Source organism: Chromobacterium aquaticum, from assembly GCF_021129195.1.
Taxonomy (GTDB): Bacteria; Pseudomonadota; Gammaproteobacteria; order Burkholderiales; family Chromobacteriaceae; genus Chromobacterium; species Chromobacterium aquaticum.
This window is the reverse complement of record NZ_JAJOHW010000158.1, coordinates 1-1,994: the sequence shown is the minus strand read 5'-3', so window position 1 is coordinate 1,994 and position 1,994 is coordinate 1. Positions and strand designations below refer to the sequence as shown.

Annotated in this window: 3 protein-coding genes; all 3 read left to right on the top strand. The window is 67.9% G+C overall.

The window, feature by feature from the left end; translation table 11 throughout:
- The coding region (locus LQT98_RS21115; protein WP_231464975.1) for an FUSC family protein at window positions 1-1,472 on the top strand (1,472 nt) is incomplete at its 5' end.
- Entirely contained in the window at window positions 1,462-1,659 is a 198-nt protein-coding gene (locus LQT98_RS21110; RefSeq protein ID WP_048411525.1) for a DUF1656 domain-containing protein, read from the top strand. The genes LQT98_RS21115 and LQT98_RS21110, both read left to right, overlap by 11 nt.
- A 44-nt stretch (window positions 1,660-1,703) precedes the next feature.
- On the top strand, window positions 1,704-1,994 hold a 291-nt coding region (locus LQT98_RS21105), incomplete at its 3' end, for a biotin/lipoyl-binding protein (protein ID WP_231464973.1).

Genomic DNA, 1,994 nt, shown 5'->3' with positions numbered 1-1,994 from the left:
TCGCCGCGCTGGAAGCCGGCCGCGCCACCGCCTTCTTCGAGGCCGGCAATATGCGTTCGCGCAGCAATCAGCTGCACGCCTTCAACGCCACCTTCATGGCCGCGCTGACCACCTTCCACACCCTGCACCGGCAAATGGAGCGGCTGCGCCGAGATGCGGATTCGCCCTTGCCCGGCCTGCTGCTGCCGCTGTTCGCCGAGGTGGCCGCCGTGCTCAGCGACGCCGACGGCCCGGCGCGCAACGCCGCCGAGGCGCAGGACACCGTGGTCCAGCTGGGCCGGCTGCGCGCTGGCTGGCCGCGCCGCATCGACGCCGCGCGCGAAAAGCTGCCTGGCGGCGAACAGGCGGAACACTGGCGCATAGACTTCGACACCGCCACCGAGCTGCTGACCCGCTTCATCGAGGAAATGCACGCCTTCGTCGGCGTCTATCACGGCTTCGCCAGCAAGACGCCGCAGCAGATCAGCGCGCTGGCCGCCTATGTGCCGGGCACGCCGCTGCCGGTGGCCATAGCCGGCGGCGTGCGCGCGGCGCTGACGCTGGGCACCCTGTCCATCGCCTGGTATTGGCTGGCCTGGCCCAGCGCGCTGGAAGCGGTGCTGTTGGCCACGGTGCTCTGCGGCCTGGCCGCCTCCTCGCCGCGGCCGGTGCTGATGGTCAAGCAATTCCTGACCGGCTTCGCGCTGGGCACGCCGCTGGCCTATATCAGCCTGTTCTGGCTGCTGAGCCAGGGCAATGGCTTCCCGATGCTGGTGCTGGGCCTGCTGCCCTTTCTGGCGCTGGGCAGTTATCTGAAATGCCTGCCCAAATACGCCGGCATCGGCGCCGGCATGACCATCGTGCTGGCCAATGCGATCAATCCGCAGAACCAGATGAATTACGACATCGTCGCCTTCCTCAACAACAGCATCTCCCGCATCCTGGGGCTGGCGCTGGCGGCGGCTTTCTTTCAGCTGGTGCTGCCCGAACACACCATGGGCTCGCCGCGCCACATCGCGGCGGCGCTGTGGCGCGAGGCGCGCCGCGCCTGCGACGCCAAGCTGCCGCACCTGAAGCAGCGTTACGAGAACCGCATCCGCGACCTGCTCAATCTGCTGAACACGCTGAGCCCGGCCCAGGCCGAGTTGAAACAGACCATTACCGCCCAGGCCATCACCCTGCTGGAACTGGGCCTGGCGGTGATCAATCTGCGCACCCTGACCGCGGAATCGCCATCGCCACAGTTGCGCGCCGATCTGGAGCACACGGTGGCGCAGCTGGCGCGCTATTTCGCCGCGCCGTCGCCGGAGCGGCTGCAGCAGGCCATCGCCACCATGCGCGCGGCCGGACCGGTGCTGCGCGTCCACCTGGCGCTGGCCGACGCCGACCGCGCCACGCGGATTCAGCGCGCGCTGGCCGATCTGCACCTGATCCATACCTCATTGCTGGACGTGGCCGAACAAGCCGCGGAAGGAAACGACCATGACTCGTGAAATCGCCGTGTTCGGCATCCTGATCCCCACCCTGCTGCCCTTGTTCCTGTTCAGCCTGCTGTGCCAGGCCGGGCTGGACTGGCTGCTGGGCCGGGCCGGACTCTACCGCCGGGTCTGGCACCCGGCCTTGTTCCGCCTCAGCCTGCTGATCTGCGTGTTCAGCAGCCTGGCCTTGCTGCTTTATTGAGTGCGCCTCCGGCCCACCCTGAAATACCAAACCGGATAATCAATATGCGAATAAATACCCTCATCCGCTACCTGATCACCTTGCTGCTGCTGGCGCTCGCCATCTGGCTGGGCAAGGCGCTATGGGATCATTACATGCACTCGCCATGGACCCGCGACGGCCGCGTGCGCGCCGACGTGATCACCCTGTCCGCCGACGTCGCCGGCCTGGTCACCCAGGTGGCGGTCAAGGACAACCAGCCGGTGCACAAGGGCGATGTGCTCTTCGTGGTGGACCGCGCCCGCTACGCCGCGGCGCTGACCCAGGCCGAGGCCGCGCTGGCCGGCCAGCGCACC